The following is an 18,634-nucleotide window of genomic DNA, read 5'->3' as shown; positions in this document are numbered from 1 at the left end:
AGCCATCCTCTTCATGTTTTGCTTTTCTAAGCGTAATACAGGCAGCGAATTTCGCTGCCTGTAAAGGATGGCTTTATGACCGTCAGGCGAGTTTTATCATGATCATGCCGGCAAGCAGCAGGATGAGCCCCATCCAGCCCTTGTTATTTAAGCGCTGGCCGAAGAGCACCCAGCCTGCAGCCAGCGTGGCGGCGATACCAAAACCGCCCCACAACGCATAGGCGACCGAAAGATCGATACCTTTTACCGCCTGGGACAGCGCGCTGAACGCCCCCAGAACCGCCGCAATTGACATCAGGCCGTAGAATTTACGACGAAAACCATCGGAGAATTTCAGCAGAACGTTCGCCAGGATCTCCAGCACGATGGCGAACCCCAGCCAGGCCGCATGAACCCACTCAAACTGTTGCATGGTTCTGCTCCTTCTGCTGTTTGCCAGGTTTACGGGTACCGGACTTAATCAGCACAATACCCGCGACCAGCGTCGTTAAACCGGCGACCTTCATTGTTGTTAATGTTTCGTCAAATATCAGCACGCTGAACAGCGTAATCAACAAAATACCGATCCCCTCCCACAGGGCATACGCGACGCCCAGCGCAATTTTTTTCACTGCAAACGAGAGGAAAATATAAGACAGTGAAATCATCACCAGCATCAAAATAAAACCGGTGTTGCCATCGCTGACGCTTGCCCACTTCATAGACAGCGTGCCGGTAATTTCAGCGATAATAGCCAGCGCTAATAAAATCCAGTAAAACATGTTTTTCTCCTGCTTGAGAATATAATCCATCGTGGCCCGCTGCGTGCAGCAAACCCAAAAATAAGAATTGAAATCAGACAGCTAAGCGCTTAGCGCCAGCTCAGGCAGAAGAAATGACTATAGTGCGGTGCGCCAGTGTTGCTCACCGGAAAGCAGGCAGAAAGAAGTGGAGTATACAGCAGTATTGTTTGAAGAGTACGTCCTGAACATATTGTCCATAAAATTACAATTATCCGCGTTGTTGCTTCTCGTCTTTGCGGATGAAAATTGTCCTCGGTAGTTAAACACACCGAATTTGTACCATAAGCCAGGATTTTACTCAAAGTCTTTGCAATTCTTTACCCACTCCGTTTGATTTTGGTTAGTTTATTGCAAAGCCTTTCACCTTTATTATAAATATAAAGAAAATTTCGGAGTCACCATGGCTAAACCCATCATTACCCTGAACGGGTTAAAAATTGTCATCATGCTGGGCATGCTGGTGATCATATTGACAGGCGTGCGCTTCGCCGCCGACATTATTGTGCCCTTTATTCTGGCCCTGTTTATTGCGGTGATCCTCAACCCGCTGGTGCAGCGCATGACGCGGCTACGCATTCCGCGCGTGCTGGCCATCACGCTGCTTATCAGCATCATTATTGTGGCGATGGTACTGCTGGTGGCTTATCTGGGTACCTCGCTCAATGAACTGGCGCGAACGCTGCCAAAATACCGCTCTTCGCTGGCTATCCCCCTGCTGCAGCTGGAGCCCTGGCTGCAGCGGGCGGGTATCGAAGTCTCGGTGGAAGAACTGCTGAAATATATCGACCCCAACGCGGCGATGACGATCGTCACCAGCCTGCTGGCGCAGCTTTCCAATGCCATGACCTCCATTTTCCTGCTGTTTTTAACGGTGGTTTTCATGCTGCTGGAGGTGCCGCAGCTGCCAGCAAAGCTGCAGCAGATGATGGTCCGTCCGGTCGAAGGAATGGGGGCGATTCAACGCGCGCTGGACAGCGTTTCCCGCTATCTGGTGCTGAAAACCGCCATTAGCCTGGTGACGGGCGTTGTCGTCTGGTTGATGCTTCTGGCGCTGGACGTTCGCTTTGCATTTGTCTGGGGGTTGCTGGCGTTTGCGCTCAACTACATTCCCAACATTGGCTCCGTGCTGGCGGCGATCCCCCCTATCCTCCAGGTGCTGGTTTTCAGCGGGCTTTATGACGCGCTGATCCTGCTTGCCGGATACCTGGTCATCAATCTTGTGTTCGGTAACATTCTTGAGCCACGCATGATGGGTCGCGGCCTGGGGCTCTCCACGCTGGTGGTCTTTTTGTCCCTGATATTCTGGGGCTGGCTGCTCGGGCCAGTTGGGATGCTGCTCTCCGTTCCACTCACCATCATCGTCAAGATTGGTCTGGAACAGACGGCCGGCGGGCAAAGTATCGCCGTGCTGCTGAGCGATATGAGCCATAAATAGCGCTCAGTCCTCCATCGACAGGAGGGGCTTGCGGGTCCTTCCACCTTCACGATAAGCGCTGAGCGCCCTCTGCCAATCCGCCAGCGGGTATACCGTAACGTCGCTGTACTCACTGTCGGGCAATGTCAGCCAGATGCGCTCGAACTCCGCGCGCCACGCCTCAACGCCGAGCGCATCCAGACCGTTTCGGATATGGAACCACGCCACGCGCGGCGCAGGCCGCCGCTGTGTGAAGGCTTGCCCGGAGAGCAGCCCGTAGCAGACAAACATGCCCTGCTCGGGCATCACGCTGAGGATCGCTTCCGCAAGCGGTCCGCCGGTGGCATCGTAGACGATATCGCTACGGGCGGCGACGATGCCGATTCTGTTTGCGTCATGCTGCGCGACAGGCGTGATGCCCATCGCCTCCAGCCGTTCAGCATGCACGGCAGAACGGTGAATGCCGTACACCGCTTCCGCCCCCGCCTGACGCGCCCACTGCCCCAGCAGAATGGCGCAATCCGATCCGGCAGCCGTGAGCAAGACCCGCTTTCCACGAGGCGGGTAGCGGGTCAGCATCATCTGCGCCGCCAGCGGGTTGATATAGGCCCGCGCGGCCAGCTGTGCGTCGACGGTGTCCGGAACGGGTATCGCATACTCTGCCGGGCAATCAACATAGCGCTGCCAGGTTCCCTGACCGCGCAGCGGCAGGACGCGCTGACCCACCAGGTGCTTAAACGAGGCGGGAGCCTCGATGACAACCCCAACACCTTCATACCCCGCGATCGCCGGTAACGGGGTTCGGTGGCGATAGGCGCCGGTGATGGGAATAAGATCGGACGCGTTCACCGGAGAAAACAGCATCCGCACGCGGAGCTGTCCCGGCGCAAGCGCGCCCGGGGGCGCGGTTTCAGGTTGCAGAACGGTTTCTGGCTCGCCAAAACGGCGATACCAGAGGGCCAGATTTTCCATTACGATCTCAAGGCTGATAGCGGAACTACTCGCGCCAGCCCATTGCCGGTGCGACATGCTTGAGAATAGACTCAATCACGTGCGCATTATAATCCACACCCAGCTGGTTCGGTACGGTCAGTAAGAGCGTGTCCGCCTCGGCAATCGCCTCGTCTTTTTTCAGCTGTTCAACCAGCTTGTCCGGCTCCGCGGCATAGCTGCGCCCGAAGATGGCGCGCGTTTTCTCATCAAGATAACCCACGCTATCGCTGTCGTTGCGGCTGGCCCCGAAATACATCCGGTCACGGTCGTCCATCAGCGCAAAAATACTGCGGCTGACCGACACCCGCGGCTCACGCGTATGCCCCGCCCCTTTCCAGGCCTGACGGTACGCGCGGATCTGTTTTGCCTGCTGAATATGGAACGGCTCACCGGTTTCATCGTCCTTCAGGGTTGAACTTTGCAGGTTCATGCCCAGTTTTGCCGCCCACACGGCCGTCGCATTGGAACCGGCGCCCCACCAGATACGCTCGCGCAGCCCTTCAGAATACGGCTCCAGGCGCAGCAGCCCCGGCGGATTAGGGAACATTGGCTGTGGGTTCGGTTTGGCAAACCCTTCCCCACGCAGCACCTCAAGCAGCACCTCGGTATGACGGCGCGCCATGTCCGACTCGTTTTCCCCTTCCTGCGGGACATAGCCGAAATGACGCCAGCCATCAATAACCTGCTCCGGGGAGCCGCGGCTGATGCCGAGCTGCAGGCGACCACCGGAAATCAAATCCGCCGCGCCCGCATCCTCGGCCATGTACATCGGGTTTTCGTAACGCATGTCGATCACGCCGGTGCCGATTTCGATGGTTTTCGTTTTTGCACCAATAGCGGCCAGCAGAGGGAACGGCGAGCTAAGCTGTCGGGCGAAGTGGTGCACGCGGAAATAGGCGCCGTCTGCCCCCAGCTCCTCAGCCGCCACGGCTAAATCAATGGACTGCAGCAGCGTGTCTGCCGCCGAGCGCGTGCCCGACTGTGGCGAAGGCGTCCAGTGACCAAAGGATAAAAATCCGATCTTTTTCATAACCATTTTTCCTGATAATACGTTGCGTTCTGTCCACTTTACGCATTACCCGATAAGAATAAATGCCGTTTATTTAACGGAAAGCATCAAATAAATTGACAGAATAGCGCGGTTCTTCATTCCGCCCCATAATGGGATATAATCTTCCCCACTCTTTTCATGGCAGGTAAAACCGGCAATGGCTTTGATCCCCAAAAACTACGCGCGGCTGGAAAGCGGCTATCGCGAAAAAGCATTAAAAATCTATCCATGGGTGTGTGGACGCTGCTCGCGCGAGTTTGTCTATTCCAATCTTCGCGAACTCACGGTTCACCATATCGATCACGACCATACCAACAACCCGGAAGATGGCAGCAACTGGGAGCTGTTGTGCCTGTTTTGCCACGATCACGAGCATTCGAAATACACCGAAGCGGATCGGTACGGCACCACCGTGGTCGCCGGGGAAGACGCGCAAAAAGACGTGGGCGTCGCCACGTTTAACCCGTTTGCCGATTTAAAGGCGATGATGGATAAGAAGAAGTAATCCTCTCCCTCTCGCTCACATCGTGATCCACGAATTTAGAATGTCCAGGTGATAGCGGCGGTTGCAGACCCCTCATTACGCCGCAGCACTATCGGGCTGTCATTTGCATGGTCGCCAAGCCAGGTATAGTCCGCGCTCAGGACCGTCCCCCAGTGGGCATCGAACTGATGGCTCCAGGTCAGGCTGGTGTCGACGCCGTAAAATCCACCCGGCGCAGCATAGCGGCGATAGCCGGTGCGGCGGCTCTGCTGCTCGCTGACCCCATACCAGGTATTCAGGTAACGGCTGTCGCCAAACAGGGCCGCAGACTGCAAGGCGATCGTGTCCTGGTTATTTTGTACCGGGATCAGCGTAACGGAGGCCTGATAGCTTGCCCCCTGGCTGTCGGTTAACGGCAGCGTCGCTTTGCCTTCCATACTCAGCCATGCCGCGGCCTCCCAGCCGACGGCAAGGCCGGTATTCAGGGTGGCATCAATGTCCCCCATCCCTTTCAGGTTGTTTGCACCCTCACGCCAGCCAGAATTTTTATCAGCCCTTCCGAAGTCGTAGCCCAGCGTGTGTTCGAAATACCAGCCGCTGTCGTTTTGCAGGTCATACCCCACCCCTTTTTGCGCATCAACGAAGAAAGCGCCTTTGCGTCCCTGCAGCACAGGAACCACCTGCCACACCTGCTTGTCTGAGCCTGAGTAACGCGGGGCGTATTGCCCTCCCAGCCCGACGGTTAGGGAATCGGAAGCGGTGCCATCATCCGCCTGCGCGCCGGAAGCCACGGCCATCAGAAACGGGACGGACATATACAGGACTTTTTTTATCGCTATCATACTGCTCTCCATACAGACGCTGGCGTCTCCTGATACAGGACGGCCACACAATGTTGGCGCAGTATGATTTGGCTGAATCAATGAATCGTCGGGATAGTGTTAAGAAATGGTCAAGGTGAACGGATGTTGTCCAGAAGAGTGCTGATTATTGAAGATGACGCCGATGCGGCTGGCGTGCTCGAAGCCTATTTACGGCGGGAAAATTACGACGTGACCATTACCGGGGACGGTCATTCCGGGCTGGATATGGCACAGCGGTGGAAGCCAGACCTCATTCTGCTGGACGTGATGCTGCCGGGGCTTAACGGCACCGAAGTGCTGGCTGGCCTGCGTCGTAAAAGCGATGTGCCGGTGATTATGGTTACGGCCATGGGGGATACTCCCGATCGCATTGGCGCCCTGCGTTACGGTGCCGATGATTACGTTGTGAAGCCTTATCATCCGGGCGAAGTGGTGGCTCGCGTACAGGCGGTGCTGCGGCGCAGCAGTAAAAAAGAGACAGACGACGAGATCCTTCGCTGGCAAACGCTGGCGGTGGATGTCGCCGCCATTGTGGCGAGCGTGGATAACGGCGACGACGCGCCCGTGATGCTCGATCTTACGCCAACGGAATTCTCGCTTCTGGCAACGCTGCTGCGCTCTCCCGCACGCCCCTTTTCCCGTCAGTACCTGCTGGAACACTGTCTGCCGGAAAGCGAGGCGCTGGAGCGCGTGGTGGACACCCATATTTATAACCTGCGTAAAAAACTCGAAGCGGCGGGCATCTCCGGCGTGCTGATCAACGTTCGCGGCGTGGGTTACAGGTTCAGACAGCCATGATAAAAAACCGGCACTCCTCTCTGTGGCGCTGGATTTGCGCGCGCATCCTGGCGCTGGCTATCGGCAGCGTGATCGTCATTGCCACCTGCATGTGGCTGCGCTATGCGGTCCAGAACTACTGGATCATGGGCAGGATGCCACCGGCGGTCCGGCAGGAATTTCTGACGCTCAGCCAGAACCCACAGGCCGATCCGGCCCGCTTCCACTCGATTGTGGATACCTGGTGGGGGCTGAGTTATTCCACGCCATCCATCGCCTCTGCGGACTGGGTTACGGTGGCCCTGCTGGTGCTGGTGATGATCCCTTTTATCGTGGTGATGGGGCTCAAACACGCCCGGCCGTTGGCGCTGCAGTTCAGCCGCCTTCGCGATGCGGCAAAGGATGTCGCCGAAGGGCAGTTTGGCCGTCAGGCTGAACTCGTCAAGGATGCGCCAGCGGAAATGGTCAGCTTTGCAAACGACTTTAACTCCATGACGGGGCAACTCGCCCGCTATGAAAAAGAGCTCCGCGCCTCGCACGTCGCGATGGCGCACGAGCTGCGCTCGCCCCTGACGGCCGCCATTGGTCGTCTGCAGGGCATGTTGGACGGCGTGTTTGATGCCAGCCCGGCACAGCTGGGCATGGTGATGAAACAGCTTCAGCATCTTAATCGCCTGACCGATGAGCTTCACCTTCTCTCGTTAGCGGACGCGGGAAATCTGGTGCTGGAAGAGCAGGCCTTTTCTCTGGATGAGCTTATTCAGGAGCGGGCGGCCTGGATTATGCCGCAGGCCGAAGCGCATCATTTTACGATTACGCTGCGTAACCCGCGTACGTGCCCGTTCAGAGGCGATGCTTTCCGCATGGGGCAGGTATTTACTATCCTCATGGAAAATGCGCTACGCTACGGGCGCGAGGGCGGACATCTTGAGGTGACGCTGCGTTACGCCAGCGGGCGTTACATCCTCGAATTCACCGATGACGGGCCGGGCGTTTCGCCCCAGTTTTTACCGGAAATGTTTAAACGCTTTAGCCGCGAGGAGCAGTCCCGCGCGCGGCATTCCGGCGGTAGCGGCCTCGGATTGTCCATCGCCCGGGCAATTTGCGAGGCGCATGGGGGTGAGATTAGCGCGTCATTACCCGAAACCGGCGGCCTCGCCGTACGCATCGTATTGCCCTGGCACCCGTCCGGTAATGAAAATTTCCACTCTTGATACAGCCTTGACAGAACATCGAATCTTTCTCGACGTGCCGCGCATTTAATAACGCCATTCACTTTATGGAGCGGCGTTATGTCAGACGAATTTTTTCTCTCCCTCCGCCACTGCCTGCATCATTTGTACGGCGTGGCGCGCACCCTTTCCTGGCTGCATTTTCTTCCCCTGGCCCTGCTTGCGCTGGCGATTTTTCCGCTGACCGGCTGCGGTGATAAACACGAAAACAAACCTGACCCAGTGCGTAAGGTACGCTACGTCGTCGTTGGCACCGCCCAAACCCTTCCCGCGCTGGAAAGAACCGGTGAGATCCATGCCCACGATGAAACGACCCTGAGCTTTCGTACCGGAGGCCGGGTACTGACGCGCAGCGTTGATATTGGCGACCGGGTCACTGCCGGACAGCTGCTGGCCACGCTTGATAATACGACCGGGCAAAACCAGCTCGACGGCGCCGCGGCCGACTATGAAAGCGCCAAAGCCTCTGCCCAGGTCGCCGCGCTTAACGTTAGTCGAATGCAAAAGCTCATGCCAACGGGTGCTATCGCCCGCACGCAGCTCGACAGCGCCCGTGCGGACTGGCTTGTCGCCCGCGCGCGCTTAAAAAGCAGCGAGGCCGCGTGGCGAAATGCTCGCGAAAGCCTCGGCTGGACGCGCCTGATCGCCCCGCAAGCGGGCGTCATCACGGCCGTGAATGCCTCAGCGGGGCAGGTTGTCAGCGACGGCCAGTCCGTGCTGACGCTGGCGACCGGAGAAGGTCGTGACGTGGCGTTTGATATTGCCACGCCCGATGCGATCCCACCTCTGGATAAGGCGGTTTTGCGGGTTTCCCTCCTCAGCGACCCGTCGGTACAGGCCTCTGCCGTACTGCGGGATATTACCCCGCAGGCCGATCCTCAGACCCGCACGTGGCGCGTCAGAGCCACCCTGCAAAACCCGCCGGAGGCTATGGCGCTGGGCGCCAGTGTCACCGTTACGTTGCCATCGTCATCCCCGCACGGGTACACCCTTCCCGCGTCGGCGCTGACCCGCGTCGGCGACAAACCGGCCGTTTTTGTGATCGCTTCACAGTCGCGGGCGCAGCTGCGCGCGGTAGTGCCCGCGAGCTATACGGCCACCTCCGTCATGATTGCCTCCGGCCTTGAGCCCGGCGACAGGGTGATTACGGCGGGCGTGAGCACATTACGATCCGGCGAGCCGGTGGTGCCAGGGGAGGTTCAGCCATGAGTACCGGAGCGGAAGCCAAATTTAACCTCTCCGCCTGGGCGCTTAAGAACCAGCAGATGGTCAGCTTTTTCATGCTGCTGGTGCTTGCGATGGGCGTGTTCTGCTATGAGAAGCTGCCGCGTAATGAAGATCCGGCGTTCACCATTAAAACGGCCGTCGTCTCCGCGCAGTGGCCGGGAGCCTCCGTGACGGATACCACCCGCCTGCTGACCGATACGCTTGAAAAAAAGCTGCAGGAAACGCCCTGGCTGGACTATCTCGAAAGTGAAACCCGTGCCGGGCGCACCGTTATCCACGTCAACCTCCGTGACGATACGCCCCCGCAACGCGTGCCCGATATCTGGTATCAGGTTCGCAAAAAAATGCAGGACATCGCGCCGTCCCTGCCTGACGGGGTGCAGGGGCCTGCCGTGGACGACGAGTTTGACGACACGTTCGGCACTATTTATGCCTTTATTCCCGACGGTTTTACCCTGCGGGAGGTGCGGGATCGCGTAGAGACAATACGTCGCGAGCTCATGTCCCTGCCGGATATGGGTAAGACCACCCTGCTGGGCGAACAGCAGGAGCAGTGGGTTCTCGCCTTTTCTCCGGCACGCCTGGCCGGTATGGGGCTCGATATTCAGGAAGTTGCTGACGCCCTCCGGGCGCAAAACGCGGTTGTCCCGGCTGGCGTTATGCGAACCGGGCAGGAGAACATGGCGATAAAGGTCAGCGGAGCGCTCACCACCGAAGAGAGCTTACGCGCCGTCACGCTGCACGTTAACAATCGCTATATTCCGCTGACCGATATTGCCACCGTAACCCGTGAAATCGCCGAGCCACCGGCTCCGGCCTACCGGGTGAACGGCAAGCCGGCTATCGGGCTGGCGGTGTCGATGGCGCCAACGGGCAACATGCTGCGTTTCGGCGCTGCGCTGAACGCAAAAATGGCGGCCCTCAGCGCCGGGCTGCCGCACGGTATCGAGATGGTGAAAGTCTCCGATCAGTCCGCGGTGGTGAGTGACGCGGTAAGCGGGTTTATCCGGGTGCTTATCGAAGCCGTTGTTATCGTGCTGGCGGTTTCATTTGTCTCGCTGGGTTTACGGGCCGGACTGGTGGTGGCGACGGCCATTCCGCTGGTGCTCGCCATGACGTTTGCCGGCATGATGCTCGCAGGTATTGGCCTTCAGCGTATCTCGCTCGGGGCGCTGATCATCGCCCTGGGCCTGCTGGTGGATGACGCCATGATCGCCGTCGAAACGATGGTTTCCCGGCTGGAAGCGGGGGATTCCCGTCGGCACGCGGCCACCTATGCATTCAAAACGACGGCCTTCCCGATGCTCACCGGGACTCTGGTAATGATTGCCGGTTTTATTCCCGTTGGTTTTGCGGCCTCCAGCGCCGGGGAATACTGTTTTTCCCTCTTTGCGGTGGTGCTCATTGCCCTGCTCTGCTCCTGGGTTGTCGCGATCTTGTTTTCGCCGCTAACGGGTACGTGGCTGCTGCCGGAAACAATCAGACATCACGCGGCAGAACCCGGAAGGATCGCGCGCGGGTACGGACGGCTTTTACGCCTGGCATTGCGTCACCGAGTCGCTACCGTGCTGCTCGCCCTTTCCGCGCTGGGGCTGTCAGCGTACGGCACGACGTTTATGCAGGGCGAGTTTTTCCCCGCCTCGGACCGGCCCGAGCTGCTGGTCAGCCTGACGCTTCCGGCCAACGCGTCGCAGCCGGAAACGCTCAGAGAGGTGGAAAAGCTGGAAAAGGCGCTGGCCGACAACAGCAATATCGATCGCTTTTCGACGTACGTTGGCTCAGGCGCCATCCGTTTTTACCTGCCGATGGACGTGCTGCTGGAAAATGAAAATATCGCCCAGATGGTTGTGGTCGCGAAGGATCTTGCGGCGCGGGATCGTCTGCACGCACAGCTCAACACGATCCTGGCGACGCAATTTAGCGACATCATCACCCGCGTGTCGCCCCTTGAGCTGGGGCCTCCCGTCGGCTGGCCCATCAAATACCGGGTGAGCGGGCCGGATTATCTGCAGGTCCGGGCGTTTGCGAACCGTCTCACGGACGCGATTGGCCGGTCTTCGTTCTCACGCGACGTTAACCAGACGGCCGGAGAGCCGGAGAGAGTCATTACCCTTGAGGTAAATCAGACGGCGGCCAGGGCGGCGGGAATATCGTCCGAAAGCCTCGCCCGCACGCTGAATACCGTCTGGTCCGGCAGCGTCGTCACCTCGGTCAGGGATAATGACCGCCTTGTCGACGTGGTGCTGCGGGCCGAGGACAGCGCGCGCCACAGCACCGCCACCCTCTCCTCGCTCACGATTCAGGGGAATGACGGTAAAAAAATTCCGCTCAGCGCCGTCGCGACGCCGGTCTGGGGCGTGGACGATCCGGTCATCTGGCGCCGCCAGCGCGTGCCCTTTATCACGGTGCAAACCGACCTTGCCCCGGGGCTGAAGGCTGAAGCGGTATCCGCCGCGCTGCGTCCGACGGTGGATAAACTGCGCGCGAGCCTGCCCGCAGGTTACAGCATTGAAGAAGGCGGCGCGGTTGCCGAATCGGATAAGGGGAACAGCTCCGTCTTTACCGTTCTTCCGGTAACGCTGGTCATCATGCTGTTGCTGCTGATGCTTCAGCTGCGGCGATATTCCCGGATGCTGCTGGCACTCCTGATGGCCCCGTTTGGTTTACCGGGGATCGTGCTGGCTATGCTGCCCGGCGGAACGCCGATGGGGTTTGTTGCGCTGCTGGGCGTTATCGCCCTGGCGGGGATGATCGTGCGTAACGCGGTAATATTGATTAGCGAGGTTGACAGCAATCTTGCCCAGGGGATGGCAAATGATGCCGCGATTATGGCGGCAGCGGAGCACAGGGCCAGACCCATCTGGCTGACCGCCTGCGCCGCCATTCTGGGCATGATCCCGATCTCTCATCAGGTTTTCTGGGGCCCAATGGCCTATGCCATTATCGGCGGGCTGCTGGCTGCGACGCTGGTGACGCTGACCGTGTTACCCGCGTCGTTTAGCCTGCTGTTACAGCGGGGAGCTCAGCGCAAAGCCGCAGAAGACGGACCGCGCTGAGGCCCTACCGTTCACCGGCAGATTACGCAGCGGTTAGCGCAAAACGGTCTTTCAGGACATGGCGGATTTCATCCTCCGCCAGTTTCCGCGTTTCAGTGCCGTTCGCCGTAATGGTTTTCAGCATATCGCCCAGTAAAATCTGGCGTCCCTCCGGGCTGTGCTGCACCACCACCCGCTTCTGCACAAAGATGGCATCCGGGTGCGTGGAGTTAAGGTAGTTGGCCGGAACGAAGTCAATCCATTCCTGAGGGGTGAGATCAAAGCCGTACTGCCGGGCCCACTCTCCCTCAACCTTCGCCTCAAGCAAATACTCTCCCTCCGCGCTGCGGCTCAGGCGAAACGTGTCGAAATCCTGGGTGATTTCCACGTCAAGCGTGTCCAGCGCCATTGGCGCGCGGATGCCGTAGCTGCCGAACCCGAGATCGCAAAGCCACTGGCGGCTCTCCACCTCGGCGATGAGCGCCATATGGGTTTTCGGCCGCCGCGCGGGGTAGAACATCGGGCGCGCCGCCACAAAACGGTAAGGTATCCCTAACGCCTCCAGCGCCATCGCAAAAAGCCCGTTTACCTCATAGCAGTAGCCGCCGCGCCCTTTCTTTAACACCTTATCGGCAATCTCGTCTGGCGCCAGCGAGACAATTTTGCCCGCCTGCACGTCCAGATTTTCGAAGGGAACGGAAAAGAGCTGATGGCGCATCAGCGCATGCAGGGTGGCCGTATCGGCAGCCGCCGGTCCGGTGTAGTTTATGCGCTTGAAATAGGTGGAAATGTTGAAATTATCGCTGTGCATAATGCCTCCTTGTCCTGAACATGCCGGACACTATAGATGGCACACATCATTGGCTGTATAGTCAGTTTCATCGAAAATTAGCCTGAACAGTTATCCATGTCTGCGCCGTACCACTCCTCTCCTCACTATCGCCGTATTGCGGATATGCTGCGTCTTACCATTACGTCCGGCGCGCTGCGCGCCGGTGACAGGATGATCTCCGCGCGCAAACTGGCCGAACGCGAGCGCGTTAGCCTTCCGACGGCGCTGGAGGCCCTTCGCTGCCTTGAGGCTGAAGGGCTGATCGTTGCGCGTCCGCGTTCAGGCTATTACATCCGCCAGACCAGCCTCCCTCCGCGCGTGGAGCCCGCGCGTTCCCCACCCGGCCCGGTCCCCGTCACGATGTCCGCCGTGGCCCGGTCGCTGTTCAGCAGTGCAGAAGCCCGGCTGATCCCGCTGGGCGCCGCCCTGCCCGATCCCGCGTGGCTGCCGGGAGATGCGCTGCAGCGGGCGTTACACTCTGCGGGCCGTCGTCTGGACGCACATGGACAGAGCTACAGCCTGCCTCCGGGAAGGCGGGATTTGCGAAGTAAAATTGCCGCGCGCTCTGCGCAGTGGGGAGCCCGTTTCAGCGCGGACGATCTCATTATTACCGCAGGCGCGACGCAGGCGCTGCGCCTGGCCCTTCGGGCCGTATGCCAGCCGGGAGATGTGGTGGCGATTGAGCAGCCCGCCTACTTTGGCACGCTCCTGCTGCTGGAGGATTTAGGCCTGAAGGCTTTAGCGATCCCCACCGACCCTGTGGAAGGCCTGCTGCTGGAACCGCTGGCGGACGCCATCCGCTGCCACCGCCCCGCGGCCGTTCTGGCCTCGCCCACCGTGCAAAACCCGTTGGGTGCCAGCATGCCCGTCGCGCGCAAGCAGGAACTGGTTTCTCTGCTTGAAGAAGCCGGTATTCCTCTGATTGAGGACGACGTTTACGGTGACCTGGTCGGCGAGGGGCAACGCCCTCCGGCCTGCAAGGCATTCGACCAGAGCGGAAATGTGATCTACTGCAGCTCCCTGTCTAAAACGCTTGCGCCGGGATGGCGAATCGGCTGGATTGCCGCCGGACGCTACTCCCCGCAGGTCTTGCAGGCCCGCATGGCCGGAGACTGGGCCGGTGCGCCGCTGCTGGAAGCGGCGACGAGCGACGTCCTGGCGAGCGGCGACTACGATCGTCACCTGCGGCGGCTGAAGCGCCGGATAGCAGAGGGCGTTCGCGGCGTCGTGGCACAGGTCAAGGCGAGCTTTCCACCCGGTACATGCGTTAACGTGCCCGCTGCCGGTTTCCTGCTGTGGGTAGAACTGCCTCAGCAGGTCAACGCGCTGGAGGTGCATCGTCGCGCGCTGGCGCTGGGTATAGGCGTCAGCCCCGGTCCCCTGTTTTCCCCTGCCGCCGAATTAACGCACTTTCTGCGGCTGAACTGCGCAAACGAACCCACGCCCCGCCTGCTGAACGCCGTGGAACAAATTGGTGCGCTGTGCCACGAGCTGGCCGTTTTCACACAAGACTCTCCAGCCACTCGGTAAAAACCCGCACCTTGCGGGAGAGGTGACGGTGTGGATAGAGCAGTGACAGCTTGCGGTCCGGCGAGCGATAGCCTGGCAAGACTTCAACCAGAAGACCGCGGTCTATGTAAGGCTGGAGAAAAAGATTCATCCCCTGCATTAACCCCAGCCCGGCCATGCCTGCCGCGATGTAGGCCTCGGAGTTATCCACGACAAGCTTACCGGGCAGGGTAATCTCCGCGACGCCTTCTGGCGTGGTAAACGTCCACGGATGAATGTGTCTGCTGCTGGTGTTAATCCAGTTGATGGCCTGATGCTTGCGTAAATCATCCGGCGTTTCTGGCACACCGTGTTTTGCCAGCCAGGCCGGGCTGGCGCAGGTCGTGATTTTGATTTTCCCGATTTTACGCGCAATATAATCGCCGTCCTCCAGCTCACCCACCCGCAGCACGCAGTCCAGTCCATCCCGCAGCATATCCCGACGGCGGTCAGAGCTGCTCAGAATGATGTCGATCCCGGGATGCTGACGATAAAAGTCAGGCAGATTGGGTATCACCCGCAGCGTTGCAAACGAGACCGGCATATCGACTCTAAGCTGGCCATGTATTGCCCGATCCGTACCAAACGACTCCAGTAATTCGTCCGCCTGCGCCAGCAGAGGCTTACTCCGGCGATAAAAGGCTTCTCCATCCGGCGTCAGGCTAATCCGACGCGTGGTGCGCTGCAGGAGCCGCGTGCCGCTGTGTTGCTCAAGAAGCTGCAGCGCTTTGGTGACCGCCGGGCGATGGACCTGCAGATTCTCCGCCGCCTGGGTAAGACTGCCTGACTCGACAATTTCAATAAAAATCCGAATAGATTCAAAGAGGTTTATTTGCATAAGGGATGTTTTTGCCGCGAGCAGGATAAAGTTATTGTTATTAATCTTATAACAGTGATGAATATTTTTGGCTATTTTTCCTAACAATACTGCGCCCTACACTCTTCCCCATTCAAACGTAAGGGAGAGTCTGCTATGAAAAATAACCGTATTTGTCAGGTCCTGGGTATCGAAAAACCTGTTATTCAGGGGCCATTGTCCTGGCTTACTGACGCCCGCCTGGTCGCTGCGGTCAGCAATGCCGGAGGGCTCGGCGTGCTGGGGCCCAACGCTGGGTTAACCGCCGATACCGCGGTCTCCACGCCGGAAGAGACCGCCGAAAAAATGCGGGAAGAAATTCGTAAAACCAAACGGCTGACCGAAAAACCGTTTGGTGTGAACCTGATCCCTACCGCCGTTAATGACGTCTGGACAGGGCCTATTCTTCAGGTGGTAAAAGAGGAAGGCGTCAGAGTCGTGGTGTATACGGGCTATGGGGAAGGCAGCATTATTCCCGCGCTGTTTAGTGAGTTAAAAGAGGCGGGTATTGCCATTATCTACCGCGACATCAACCCAACGCCGGAAAACACCCGTCTCGCAGAAGAAATGGGGGCAGACATTATCGTCGCCACCGGTTTTGACGAGGGCGGAACATTGCCCGCAACGGTGCTTGGCACCTTTTCCATCGTGCCGCTGATTGCCGATGCCGTGAAGCATATCCCGGTGATGGCCGCGGGCGGCATTACCGATAATCGCACCGCCAGAGCGGCTCATGCGTTAGGCGCTGAAGGCGTGTTTGCCGGTTCGGTCTTTATCAGCACCGAAGAAAGCCGCGTGCCGCAGGGAGTCAAAGAGAAAATTGTTGCCGCCAACGGCCTGGACCTGCTGCTTTTCCGGACCGTGCCCCATTACTACCGCTCTCTACCCGGAAAGCTGGCGGAAAAACTGGCGGCGATGGATAAAGCAGGCGCAAGCAACGAAGCGCTGGGCAAGGCGATGGGAGGATTACGGGGCCTGCGCCTGGGCATGCTGGAAGATAACACCGATGAAGGCTATATCGCGCTCGGCACAGGGATTGGGAACATCCACAGCGTGAAAAGCGTGGCCGAGATCGTCAATATGTTAGCGGTTGAGTAAGCCCCTGGCGTCCTGACGGTTATCAGGACGCCCTGTGTTCTCAGGGAATAATCCGCGCGGCTCTCAGCTGCGCAAACAGGCGGAAAAACATCTCATCGGTCGCCTGCATTTGCGTAAAACCCGCCCTGCGCAGCTTGCTCCCGTCACCGAACATGTCGTAATCCCAGCTAAAGACAAAATCGGCAAACCGCCCGTCGCTCAGCTGCAGAATATCCGCTTCCACCAGCCGCTCTTCGGCAAGTTCGCGCCATACGCTGCGATAGTCGTTAAACAGCTGATGAAATGACAGCCTCACCGGCGGCGCAGAGTCCAGTTCAAACCAGCGTGCGATGCGCGGCCACAGCTCGCTCCAGCGCCAGATATCGCCATTGTTTACGTTGAAGGCCTGATTCTGTGCCGCAGGCGACGCGGCGGCCCACAGCGTTGCCTCGGCCAGCAGCCCGGCGTCGGTATGGTCAACAATGCTGTGCCAGGTCTGTTCCGAACCGGGAAAACGCAGCGGTAAACCCAACGCCTTGCACAGGGAGGCGTACAGGGCGATGCTCAGCGCAAGGTTCATGGCATTGCCCGGCACCGCGCTCCCCACCACGCCCGGCCTGATGGCATTCCAGTGCCAGCGTTTTCCCCGCTGAAACTGGCTTAGCCACGTGAGCTGTGCGGCGTTAAACTCGGCCCCCGGCACGCCGGGATCGCTTTCCCGTGCCGGGGTTTTAAACGGCCCCAGATGCGCGCCGTAGACCTTGTACCCCTGCATCAGGCTTATCGTCTGCAAAGGTGCCGCTGTTTCGAGGGTGCTGACCAGATTGCGCAGCATGGTGACGTTCGGCTCAACCATGTCCGTCCAGTTCGCCGCGTTCGCCCAGGCGCTGTAAAAGATGTGGGTGACACCGTTCAGGGAGCGCAGCGCCCGGGCGCTGTCCTGTTCATCCAGTAAATCGACCTTGACCATCGGAATGCCGTCAGGATGCGACCCGGCATGACGGCTAAGGCCAATCACCTCCCACTGATGGTTCAGGAGCGTGTTGACCAGCTGCCTGCCGACAATGCCGCTGGCGCCCGCGACCAGGGCGACGTTGTGTTGCTGCCTCTTACTCATGGTGTTTCTCCGTAAAGGGTGACAGCCACAGTGTGATATATTATTTTTTCTGCAAATACTCCCTGAAATCGATGGCACTTATAAGCAGAATCATTAAATGAATAACAAGTTCACCGCCATTTCTACCTTTCTACGCGTCGCTGAAGCAGGCTCGTTCTCAGCGGCCGCCCGTCAGACCGGGATTAAGCAGTCCGCCGTCAGTCAACAGATCGCGGCGCTTGAGGAAGCGCTTGGTGTGGTATTGCTGCACCGAACGACGCGTACGATGAAGCTGACCGAACAGGGTGAACGTTACCGGCGTGATATGCAGCTTGTGCTGGACGCCATGGGGGAAGCGGAGAGGCGTTTACATCCTGCCGATCATAGCGTTCAGGGACGGGTCCATGTCCAGTTACCGAGCGGCCTGGGCCAGATATTTTTACCGCATCTGCTGGCGCTGCAGCGCCTGCATCCCGAACTGCAGCTGATGATTTCTCTCGATGACCGCCTTGCCGATCTGGTGACGGAGGGCGTGGATATCGCGATACGGCTGGGCAGCGAGCCTCCGCAGGCGCATGCGGCTCGCGTGCTGGGGCGTATTGAGGCCGCGCTGTTTGCCGCTCCCGATTTTCAGGCGGTACACGCCGTCAGCGAGCTGGCGACGCTCCCACACGTGCGGTTCAGCGGCATTCCGCTGGATGCCCCCCTGCGCCTGATTTCTGACGAGGAAACGGTCGAGGTCAACGTGAATACCGTTTTCCGTGCCAACACCAGCGACGCGCTGCTGCAGGCGCTGGAATCCGGCATGGGTATCGGCGGCATGCAGCGACCGCTCGTGGCCAGAGCGCTGCAGGCGGGCACGCTGGTACCGGTGCTGCCCGACTGGCGGTTACCCGATCGCTTCCTCTTTGCCGTTTATCCTGATGCCCGCTTTATTCCGCAGCGCGTCAGAAAGGTCGTCAGCGTGATTGAGCAGTTACTGCCTGAAATACTAAAGAAATGCTGATGATTCCCCCCGTAAATTACGTGCATTTTTCAACCGCCAGGAATAGAGTATTTTTACCGTATCCCCTTTTTCTGGAGCTCTTATGCCGGAGTACTGTTTTTTCCAAAAAGGCCCAAACCTCATAGCACTCGAAAGCGCAAACACCGATGCGGCTGAACAGCTCATCGCCCAGGGGTTCGAAAAACAGTTCGAGGAGATCGGCGCCGCGGATGAAAAAGAGGCGCTTACTCGCCTTGCCGATATCCGTAAAAATAGTGAGATCGATCGTCATAACTTCCTGGCCGGTGCGGGCGAAATGCCGCTGATCGGCGCGCTGGCGGCTGCGGCAACCTGGTTGATTCAAAAGAAATAACGCAACGAT

The 18,634-nt window shown here is 58.8% G+C and carries 18 protein-coding genes; 10 read left to right on the top strand and 8 right to left on the bottom strand.

Annotated elements, in window-relative coordinates; genetic code table 11:
• Nucleotides 1-82: 82 nt before the first annotated feature.
• Nucleotides 83-412, bottom strand: coding sequence for a multidrug/spermidine efflux SMR transporter subunit MdtI (gene mdtI, locus ELK40_RS10285; RefSeq protein WP_045910373.1), 330 nt, complete (start codon nucleotides 410-412; stop codon nucleotides 83-85).
• A complete protein-coding gene (mdtJ, locus tag ELK40_RS10280) occupies nucleotides 399-761 on the bottom strand; it encodes a multidrug/spermidine efflux SMR transporter subunit MdtJ (protein WP_029739354.1) in 363 nt (120 codons plus the stop codon). Before mdtJ ends, mdtI begins: the two co-directional genes overlap by 14 nt.
• Nucleotides 762-1,182: 421 nt before the next feature.
• Between mdtJ and ELK40_RS10275 the strand changes: the two genes are divergently transcribed.
• Nucleotides 1,183-2,217: an AI-2E family transporter gene (locus ELK40_RS10275; protein ID WP_111965717.1), complete on the top strand. Its 1,035-nt coding sequence runs from the start codon at nucleotides 1,183-1,185 to the stop codon at nucleotides 2,215-2,217.
• A gap of 3 nt (nucleotides 2,218-2,220) precedes the next feature.
• Here ELK40_RS10275 and ELK40_RS10270 read toward each other — a convergent pair whose 3' ends face one another.
• Nucleotides 2,221-3,168, bottom strand: a complete 948-nt coding sequence (locus tag ELK40_RS10270; protein WP_115874906.1) for a zinc-dependent alcohol dehydrogenase family protein — start codon at nucleotides 3,166-3,168, stop codon at nucleotides 2,221-2,223.
• Nucleotides 3,169-3,193: 25 nt separating this feature from the next.
• A complete protein-coding gene (locus ELK40_RS10265) occupies nucleotides 3,194-4,219 on the bottom strand; it encodes an LLM class flavin-dependent oxidoreductase (RefSeq protein WP_127730585.1) in 1,026 nt (341 codons plus the stop codon).
• A gap of 178 nt (nucleotides 4,220-4,397) precedes the next feature.
• Between ELK40_RS10265 and yajD the strand changes: the two genes are divergently transcribed.
• Nucleotides 4,398-4,745, top strand: a complete 348-nt coding sequence (yajD, locus tag ELK40_RS10260; RefSeq protein ID WP_023617218.1) for an HNH nuclease YajD — start codon at nucleotides 4,398-4,400, stop codon at nucleotides 4,743-4,745.
• A gap of 35 nt (nucleotides 4,746-4,780) precedes the next feature.
• Here yajD and ELK40_RS10255 read toward each other — a convergent pair whose 3' ends face one another.
• Complete coding sequence (locus ELK40_RS10255; RefSeq protein ID WP_127730583.1) at nucleotides 4,781-5,566, bottom strand: MipA/OmpV family protein; 786 nt, start codon at nucleotides 5,564-5,566, stop codon at nucleotides 4,781-4,783.
• 123 nt (nucleotides 5,567-5,689) lie between these two features.
• On the opposite strand from ELK40_RS10255, the gene ELK40_RS10250 reads away from it, so the two are divergent.
• The 4 genes from ELK40_RS10250 (at nucleotide 5,690) to ELK40_RS10235 (ending at nucleotide 11,879) form a co-directional block, all read left to right on the top strand.
• Nucleotides 5,690-6,385 carry a response regulator gene (locus ELK40_RS10250; protein ID WP_127730582.1) on the top strand — a complete coding sequence of 232 codons (696 nt, stop codon included), beginning with the start codon at nucleotides 5,690-5,692 and terminating at the stop codon, nucleotides 6,383-6,385.
• Nucleotides 6,382-7,578: an ATP-binding protein gene (locus ELK40_RS10245; protein WP_127730579.1), complete on the top strand. Its 1,197-nt coding sequence runs from the start codon at nucleotides 6,382-6,384 to the stop codon at nucleotides 7,576-7,578. Before ELK40_RS10250 ends, ELK40_RS10245 begins: the two co-directional genes overlap by 4 nt.
• 78 nt (nucleotides 7,579-7,656) lie before the next feature.
• Entirely contained in the window at nucleotides 7,657-8,805 is a 1,149-nt protein-coding gene (locus tag ELK40_RS10240) for an efflux RND transporter periplasmic adaptor subunit (protein WP_127730577.1), read from the top strand.
• Nucleotides 8,802-11,879 (top strand): efflux RND transporter permease subunit, encoded by a 3,078-nt coding sequence (locus tag ELK40_RS10235; RefSeq protein WP_127730575.1) that lies wholly within the window; start codon nucleotides 8,802-8,804, stop codon nucleotides 11,877-11,879. Before ELK40_RS10240 ends, ELK40_RS10235 begins: the two co-directional genes overlap by 4 nt.
• Nucleotides 11,880-11,901: 22 nt before the next feature.
• Here the strand turns inward: ELK40_RS10235 and ELK40_RS10230 are convergent, their stop codons facing one another.
• Nucleotides 11,902-12,669: an arylamine N-acetyltransferase gene (locus ELK40_RS10230; RefSeq protein WP_111965710.1), complete on the bottom strand. Its 768-nt coding sequence runs from the start codon at nucleotides 12,667-12,669 to the stop codon at nucleotides 11,902-11,904.
• Nucleotides 12,670-12,765: 96 nt separating this feature from the next.
• On the opposite strand from ELK40_RS10230, the gene ELK40_RS10225 reads away from it, so the two are divergent.
• Nucleotides 12,766-14,220 carry a PLP-dependent aminotransferase family protein gene (locus ELK40_RS10225; protein ID WP_127730572.1) on the top strand — a complete coding sequence of 485 codons (1,455 nt, stop codon included), beginning with the start codon at nucleotides 12,766-12,768 and terminating at the stop codon, nucleotides 14,218-14,220.
• Here ELK40_RS10225 and ELK40_RS10220 read toward each other — a convergent pair.
• Nucleotides 14,192-15,076, bottom strand: coding sequence for a LysR family transcriptional regulator (locus ELK40_RS10220; RefSeq protein ID WP_127730570.1), 885 nt, complete (start codon nucleotides 15,074-15,076; stop codon nucleotides 14,192-14,194). The genes ELK40_RS10225 and ELK40_RS10220 overlap by 29 nt on opposite strands.
• 135 nt (nucleotides 15,077-15,211) lie before the next feature.
• Here ELK40_RS10220 and ELK40_RS10215 point away from each other — a divergent pair, with 135 nt between their 5' ends.
• Nucleotides 15,212-16,192 (top strand): nitronate monooxygenase, encoded by a 981-nt coding sequence (locus tag ELK40_RS10215; protein ID WP_127730568.1) that lies wholly within the window; start codon nucleotides 15,212-15,214, stop codon nucleotides 16,190-16,192.
• A 40-nt stretch (nucleotides 16,193-16,232) separates the two neighbouring features.
• On the opposite strand, the gene ELK40_RS10210 is transcribed toward ELK40_RS10215, so the two are convergent.
• Nucleotides 16,233-17,288, bottom strand: coding sequence for an SDR family oxidoreductase (locus tag ELK40_RS10210; RefSeq protein ID WP_127730566.1), 1,056 nt, complete (start codon nucleotides 17,286-17,288; stop codon nucleotides 16,233-16,235).
• 97 nt (nucleotides 17,289-17,385) lie between these two features.
• Between ELK40_RS10210 and ELK40_RS10205 the strand changes: the two genes are divergently transcribed.
• Both ELK40_RS10205 and ELK40_RS10200 read left to right on the top strand, forming a co-directional pair.
• Nucleotides 17,386-18,273: a LysR family transcriptional regulator gene (locus ELK40_RS10205; RefSeq protein ID WP_127730564.1), complete on the top strand. Its 888-nt coding sequence runs from the start codon at nucleotides 17,386-17,388 to the stop codon at nucleotides 18,271-18,273.
• Nucleotides 18,274-18,355: 82 nt separating this feature from the next.
• The gene (locus ELK40_RS10200) at nucleotides 18,356-18,625 is read left to right on the top strand and encodes a hypothetical protein (protein ID WP_111965704.1); all 270 of its coding nucleotides are present in this window, start codon (nucleotides 18,356-18,358) and stop codon (nucleotides 18,623-18,625) included.
• Nucleotides 18,626-18,634 lie beyond the last annotated feature (9 nt).

Origin of the sequence: Enterobacter sp. N18-03635, assembly GCF_004006055.1 — a bacterium.
Lineage (GTDB): Bacteria > Pseudomonadota > Gammaproteobacteria > Enterobacterales > Enterobacteriaceae > Enterobacter > Enterobacter vonholyi.
Note: the sequence above shows the minus strand (reverse complement) of the source record. Positions and strands in the feature narration are given on the sequence as shown.

What these genes read in the sequence shown, in the direction of transcription:
- ELK40_RS10220 (WP_127730570.1), bottom strand. Translation starts at nt 15,076, where the DNA reads ATGCAAATAAACCTCTTTGAATCTATTCGGATTTTTATTGAAATTGTC.
- ELK40_RS10265 (WP_127730585.1), bottom strand. Translation starts at nt 4,219, where the DNA reads ATGAAAAAGATCGGATTTTTATCCTTTGGTCACTGGACGCCTTCGCCA.
- mdtJ (WP_029739354.1), bottom strand. Translation starts at nt 761, where the DNA reads ATGTTTTACTGGATTTTATTAGCGCTGGCTATTATCGCTGAAATTACC.
- ELK40_RS10270 (WP_115874906.1), bottom strand. Translation starts at nt 3,168, where the DNA reads ATGGAAAATCTGGCCCTCTGGTATCGCCGTTTTGGCGAGCCAGAAACC.
- mdtI (WP_045910373.1), bottom strand. Translation starts at nt 412, where the DNA reads ATGCAACAGTTTGAGTGGGTTCATGCGGCCTGGCTGGGGTTCGCCATC.
- ELK40_RS10210 (WP_127730566.1), bottom strand. Translation starts at nt 17,288, where the DNA reads ATGAGTAAGAGGCAGCAACACAACGTCGCCCTGGTCGCGGGCGCCAGC.
- ELK40_RS10240 (WP_127730577.1), top strand. Translation starts at nt 7,657, where the DNA reads ATGTCAGACGAATTTTTTCTCTCCCTCCGCCACTGCCTGCATCATTTG.
- ELK40_RS10215 (WP_127730568.1), top strand. Translation starts at nt 15,212, where the DNA reads ATGAAAAATAACCGTATTTGTCAGGTCCTGGGTATCGAAAAACCTGTT.
- ELK40_RS10205 (WP_127730564.1), top strand. Translation starts at nt 17,386, where the DNA reads ATGAATAACAAGTTCACCGCCATTTCTACCTTTCTACGCGTCGCTGAA.
- ELK40_RS10250 (WP_127730582.1), top strand. Translation starts at nt 5,690, where the DNA reads ATGTTGTCCAGAAGAGTGCTGATTATTGAAGATGACGCCGATGCGGCT.
- ELK40_RS10230 (WP_111965710.1), bottom strand. Translation starts at nt 12,669, where the DNA reads ATGCACAGCGATAATTTCAACATTTCCACCTATTTCAAGCGCATAAAC.
- ELK40_RS10255 (WP_127730583.1), bottom strand. Translation starts at nt 5,566, where the DNA reads ATGATAGCGATAAAAAAAGTCCTGTATATGTCCGTCCCGTTTCTGATG.
- yajD (WP_023617218.1), top strand. Translation starts at nt 4,398, where the DNA reads ATGGCTTTGATCCCCAAAAACTACGCGCGGCTGGAAAGCGGCTATCGC.
- ELK40_RS10225 (WP_127730572.1), top strand. Translation starts at nt 12,766, where the DNA reads ATGTCTGCGCCGTACCACTCCTCTCCTCACTATCGCCGTATTGCGGAT.
- ELK40_RS10275 (WP_111965717.1), top strand. Translation starts at nt 1,183, where the DNA reads ATGGCTAAACCCATCATTACCCTGAACGGGTTAAAAATTGTCATCATG.
- ELK40_RS10245 (WP_127730579.1), top strand. Translation starts at nt 6,382, where the DNA reads ATGATAAAAAACCGGCACTCCTCTCTGTGGCGCTGGATTTGCGCGCGC.
- ELK40_RS10200 (WP_111965704.1), top strand. Translation starts at nt 18,356, where the DNA reads ATGCCGGAGTACTGTTTTTTCCAAAAAGGCCCAAACCTCATAGCACTC.
- ELK40_RS10235 (WP_127730575.1), top strand. Translation starts at nt 8,802, where the DNA reads ATGAGTACCGGAGCGGAAGCCAAATTTAACCTCTCCGCCTGGGCGCTT.